This window comes from Rhodopila globiformis, from assembly GCF_002937115.1.
GTDB lineage: Bacteria > Pseudomonadota > Alphaproteobacteria > Acetobacterales > Acetobacteraceae > Rhodopila > Rhodopila globiformis.
The window spans coordinates 1-3,894 of sequence record NZ_NHRY01000019.1 but is presented as its reverse complement, the minus strand read 5'-3'; the positions used below and the strand labels follow the sequence as shown (position 1 = coordinate 3,894).

Below are 3,894 nucleotides of genomic sequence, written 5' to 3'. Positions count from 1 at the left end.
ATCCGGCCCACCCGCCCGCGGACGCCGGCCCCATCCCGATGTCCGGACCCGACGGCATGGCGCAACCGCCGCGGCCGGTGCGGCCGCCGCGGTCGGGACCACCGGACTCGGGGCCGACGCTTCCCGACGAGTCGGTGTGAGCGGCGCCCTCGACTCCCGGCTGGACGTGGCGCGCCGGCTGGCCGAGCAGGCCGCGGCGACGGCCATGGCGATGCGCCCGCCGCCCGGCTCGCCGCATGCCCGGATGAAGGGGCCGCAGGACTGGGTGACCGAGGCGGACGGCGCGGTCGAGCGCTTCCTGTCCGAGCAACTGACGGCCGCCTTCCCCGCGGACGGGTTCCAGGGCGAGGAAGGCGGCATCGCCCGTGGCGGCAGCCTGCGCTGGGTGGTGGACCCGATCGACGGCACCTCCAACTTCGCCCGCGGCGGCACGCGGTTCTGCGTCTCGGTCGCCTGCCTGGAAGGCGACACGCCGCTGGTTGGCGTGATCGTCGCGCCGGCGGTGCGGGAGACGATCAGCGCCCGCCGTGGCCAGGGCGCGTTCCTGAACGGCCGGCCGATTCGCGCGGCGGAGACTCGGGAGACGGGCCAGGCGATCATGGAGCTCGGCTGGTCGCGGCGCCTGCCGAATGCCGACTACCTCGCGGTGGCCGAGCGTGTGCTGGCGGGCGGGTCCAGCCTGCGGCAGGGCGGGTCGGGCGCGCTGGGCCTGGCCGATGTCGCCATGGGGCGGGTGGATGGATACGCCGAACTGCACCTCCATCTGTGGGACGTGGCGGCGGCGCTGGTGATCGTGCGTGAGGCCGGTGCCAGGGTCAGCGATTTCATGGCGAACGACGGCGCGGCCGAGGGCAACGCGATCCTCGCCTGCGCGCCCGGCCTGGCCGATGCCTGGGCGGCGTTGCCGGGGTTGCCCAGGCCGCTGTGACCTGATCCTGCGATCCGCGTAGCTCTTGCCACCTGCGGTTGATCCGACGCTCATGCCAACGTCGGCGCATATAAATGCCTGTTTGTCATCGGTTCATTAACCATTTGGCAATGATGCATCGCCAATATCAACGTGCCGAGCGGGCGCACACGGTCATTCGTAACCCCGACGGAACTTGATTATGCTCGCAGGCGCGGGTACATCCGCCAATGGAATTCGAGTGGTTCGAGGGCAAGCGGCTCCGGACTTTGGAAGATCGAGGTCTCGATTTTCGGGATGCTCGACATTTGTTCGACGGTAGGTCACTCTATTCATATCCGTCACCGCGTGGTGAAGAGGCGCGTTTTGTGAGCGTCGGGCTACTCGAACAGCGACTTGTCGCCGTGGTTTGGATGGAGCGGCCAGATACGTGCCGTATCATCTCCATGAGAAGGGCGAGGCAAAGTGAGGAAAGAGCATATCGTGCGCTATTCGGCTGATGACCTGGCCGCGAAGAAGAGCCAGACCGACTGGCGCAAGGTCGATGCCATGACCGCTGAGGAGGCCGATCGGCTGGCGGACGAGGAAGACGGACTGCTGCCGGAGGGCTGGGAAAAGACGATCATCCTCGGCACCCCGGAGCCAGGGAAGGACGTGCACCTCCGACTTGATCCTGCCGTACTGCGTTGGTTCAAGGACCAGGGACCCGGCTACCAGGCTCGTATCAATGCAGTCTTGCAGGCCTTTGTCCGGGCGAGACAGCACAGCCGGCAGGGGTAGGACCGCCGGGGCCACGCCGGACCGGGCGTTGCAATGCCGGGACGTATCGCGCCGGCATTTTTCCATCTCGCCTCTCACGCCGACCTGGATCATGGTACAGGCAGCGTCACGTTGGAGGCCGACCATGCCCGCCTATGACTATGTCACCGTCAATGTCTTCACCAGCGAGCGCTTCGGCGGCAACCCGCTGGCGGTGTTCCCCGATGCCGGCGGCCTGACCGACGCGCAGATGCAGCGCATCGCCGCCGACATGAACCTGTCGGAGACGGTCTTCGTGCTGCCGCCGGCGGACCCGCGCCACCACGCCCAGGTGCGGATCTTCACGCCGAAGCTGGAAATGCCGTTCGCCGGGCATCCCAACGTCGGCACCGGCTTCGTCCTGGCGCGCATGGCCGGCGACCCGCCCGAGCACTACACCTTCGAGGAAATCGCCGGCCTCGTGCGGGTGCATATCCTGCGCGACCAGACGGGCGTCATCACCGGCGCGCGGATCTCGGCGCCGCGTTCGCTCAGCCTGGACATCGCCGTACCGACGGAAGTGGTCGCCACCTGTGCCGGCCTGTCGCCCGCCGACATCGTCACCGAGGCGCACACCCCGCTGGTCGCCTCGGTCGGCACGCCGTTCGTCATCGCGGAAGTGGCGTCGCTGGAGGCGCTGGCGCGGGCACGTCCCAACGCCGCGATGTTCGAGGCGGGCGTGTCGCGCATCCCCGCGCTCGCCGGCAAATTCAACCTGATGCTGTACACGCGGCGCGGCGAGAGCCTGATCCATCTGCGCGCCCGCATGTTCGCGCCGCTGGCGGGCGTGGCGGAGGACGCCGCCTCGGGCAGTGCTTGCGCGGCGCTGGCGGCGCTGCTGACCTCGCTGGCGCCGGGCGACAATCTTGCGCTGCATTACGAGATCGAGCAGGGGGTGGAAATGGGGCGGCCGAGCCAGATCGTCGCCGCCGCCAACAAGACCGGCGAGGGGCCGGTGACGGCGACGGTATCGGGGAACTGCGTCCCGGCCGGGCACGGCACGCTGGAGGTGTAAAGGGCGGCTCAGCGCCTGATGCACAATAGCTGCTCTCATTGTCGCACGGACGGTCCAACGGTCATGGCCGGCGCAGGCCGGCCATACACGCCTTTTGCCGCGATCAGCGCCGCAAGGCGTGGAGGTGGCCCTCCGGCCACCATGACGCGGAGGGGCCGATGCGCAGGCTCCAGCGCATCGGTCATTTCGCCCTCGCCCTTAGAGCCTATCCCAGTAGGGCGGTCGGCGCCGGAAAATGTTTGCAAAATCAATGGCTTGATTCGGCTGAATCTGCCTACTGGGATACGCTCTTAGTCCGTCGCCAGCAGCGCCGCCGCCTCCGGCGCCAGGGCGGTACCGGCGAACGGATTGAGGATGCGGACGCCGAACAGGCGGCTGCCGTCGGCAAGGTCCTCGGTGAGAATGGTTGTGCAGCCAGCCTCGGCGGCGGTGGCGACCAGTAGGGCGTCCCAGTAGGATGCCTGCCCATTCACCGCGATCGCGAGCGCGGCCCGCACGGCGCTGGCGGAGGCAGGAACCGTCGGGAACAGGTCCATCAGATCGTTGGCAACCCGGCTGGCTTCGGGCTGCTGCATCATGCGTTTCCGCGTGACGGCGGCATAGAACTCTGAAATGGCCTGCACAGCCAGCAGACAGGGCCTGAGAGCCGCACGGCGAATGATCTGCTTTGCCAGTTCGTGCCGATCGGCAGCCCTCAGATCGATGCTGTAGACGAGGATGTTCGTATCGAGAGTAAACCGTTCATCGCTCATGGAGGGCATCACGATCGAGCGGACCTGCTCCGATATCCCATCCCTTTTCCATCGCCGCATTGAGGCGCTGCAATGCCGCCTGCTGTTCAGGCGTCAGGACCCGCCGCTTGCTCACCGGGGAGAGGCAGGCGACGGGGACACCGTTGCGGGTGATGATGAAGTCTTCGCCGGCCTCGACTTCGCGGATACAGCGGGCAAAGGACTGGTTCGCGTCGCGCAGGGTCAGGGTCTTGGTCATGGTGGCTCGAAAATAGCACATGGCGTGCTACTTTTCAATGTCCGGCTCAGTCCGCCACAGGGGATTCGCACTTCGAAAGTCCTTGACACGCGATTTGGACTTGCCCGACGCGGGCATGATCGACTCTTTGGCTGAGGGTGAGCACCACGATTGCGGGAGGCCCCCTTGGATCAGTTCATCGCCT

At 67.2% G+C, this 3,894-nt stretch carries 6 protein-coding genes; 4 read left to right on the top strand and 2 right to left on the bottom strand.

Annotated elements, in window-relative coordinates:
• The first annotated feature begins 136 nt into the window (after positions 1 to 136).
• The 4 genes from CCS01_RS00385 (at position 137) to CCS01_RS00370 (ending at position 2,720) form a co-directional block, all read left to right on the top strand.
• Entirely contained in the window at positions 137 to 928 is a 792-nt protein-coding gene (locus CCS01_RS00385) for an inositol monophosphatase family protein (RefSeq protein ID WP_104516862.1), read from the top strand.
• Positions 929 to 1,137: 209 nt separating this feature from the next.
• Positions 1,138 to 1,407, top strand: a complete 270-nt coding sequence (locus tag CCS01_RS00380) for a BrnT family toxin (RefSeq protein ID WP_104516861.1) — start codon at positions 1,138 to 1,140, stop codon at positions 1,405 to 1,407.
• Positions 1,391 to 1,687: a BrnA antitoxin family protein gene (locus CCS01_RS00375; RefSeq protein WP_104516860.1), complete on the top strand. Its 297-nt coding sequence runs from the start codon at positions 1,391 to 1,393 to the stop codon at positions 1,685 to 1,687. The genes CCS01_RS00380 and CCS01_RS00375 overlap by 17 nt, the downstream gene beginning before the upstream one ends.
• A 124-nt stretch (positions 1,688 to 1,811) precedes the next feature.
• Positions 1,812 to 2,720 (top strand): PhzF family phenazine biosynthesis protein, encoded by a 909-nt coding sequence (locus CCS01_RS00370; protein ID WP_104516859.1) that lies wholly within the window; start codon positions 1,812 to 1,814, stop codon positions 2,718 to 2,720.
• Between the two features lie 290 nt (positions 2,721 to 3,010).
• On the opposite strand, the gene CCS01_RS00365 is transcribed toward CCS01_RS00370, so the two are convergent.
• Both CCS01_RS00365 and CCS01_RS00360 read right to left on the bottom strand, forming a co-directional pair.
• Positions 3,011 to 3,472, bottom strand: coding sequence for a PIN domain-containing protein (locus CCS01_RS00365; protein WP_158258160.1), 462 nt, complete (start codon positions 3,470 to 3,472; stop codon positions 3,011 to 3,013).
• Positions 3,462 to 3,710 carry a type II toxin-antitoxin system Phd/YefM family antitoxin gene (locus CCS01_RS00360; RefSeq protein ID WP_104516863.1) on the bottom strand — a complete coding sequence of 83 codons (249 nt, stop codon included), beginning with the start codon at positions 3,708 to 3,710 and terminating at the stop codon, positions 3,462 to 3,464. The genes CCS01_RS00365 and CCS01_RS00360 overlap by 11 nt, the downstream gene beginning before the upstream one ends.
• Between the last annotated feature and the right edge of the window lie 184 nt (positions 3,711 to 3,894).

Excerpts from the sequence above, each read along its gene's own strand:
- CCS01_RS00365 (WP_158258160.1), bottom strand. The coding sequence starts at position 3,472 with ATGAGCGATGAACGGTTTACTCTCGATACGAACATCCTCGTCTACAGC.
- CCS01_RS00370 (WP_104516859.1), top strand. The coding sequence starts at position 1,812 with ATGCCCGCCTATGACTATGTCACCGTCAATGTCTTCACCAGCGAGCGC.
- CCS01_RS00360 (WP_104516863.1), bottom strand. The coding sequence starts at position 3,710 with ATGACCAAGACCCTGACCCTGCGCGACGCGAACCAGTCCTTTGCCCGC.
- CCS01_RS00380 (WP_104516861.1), top strand. The coding sequence starts at position 1,138 with ATGGAATTCGAGTGGTTCGAGGGCAAGCGGCTCCGGACTTTGGAAGAT.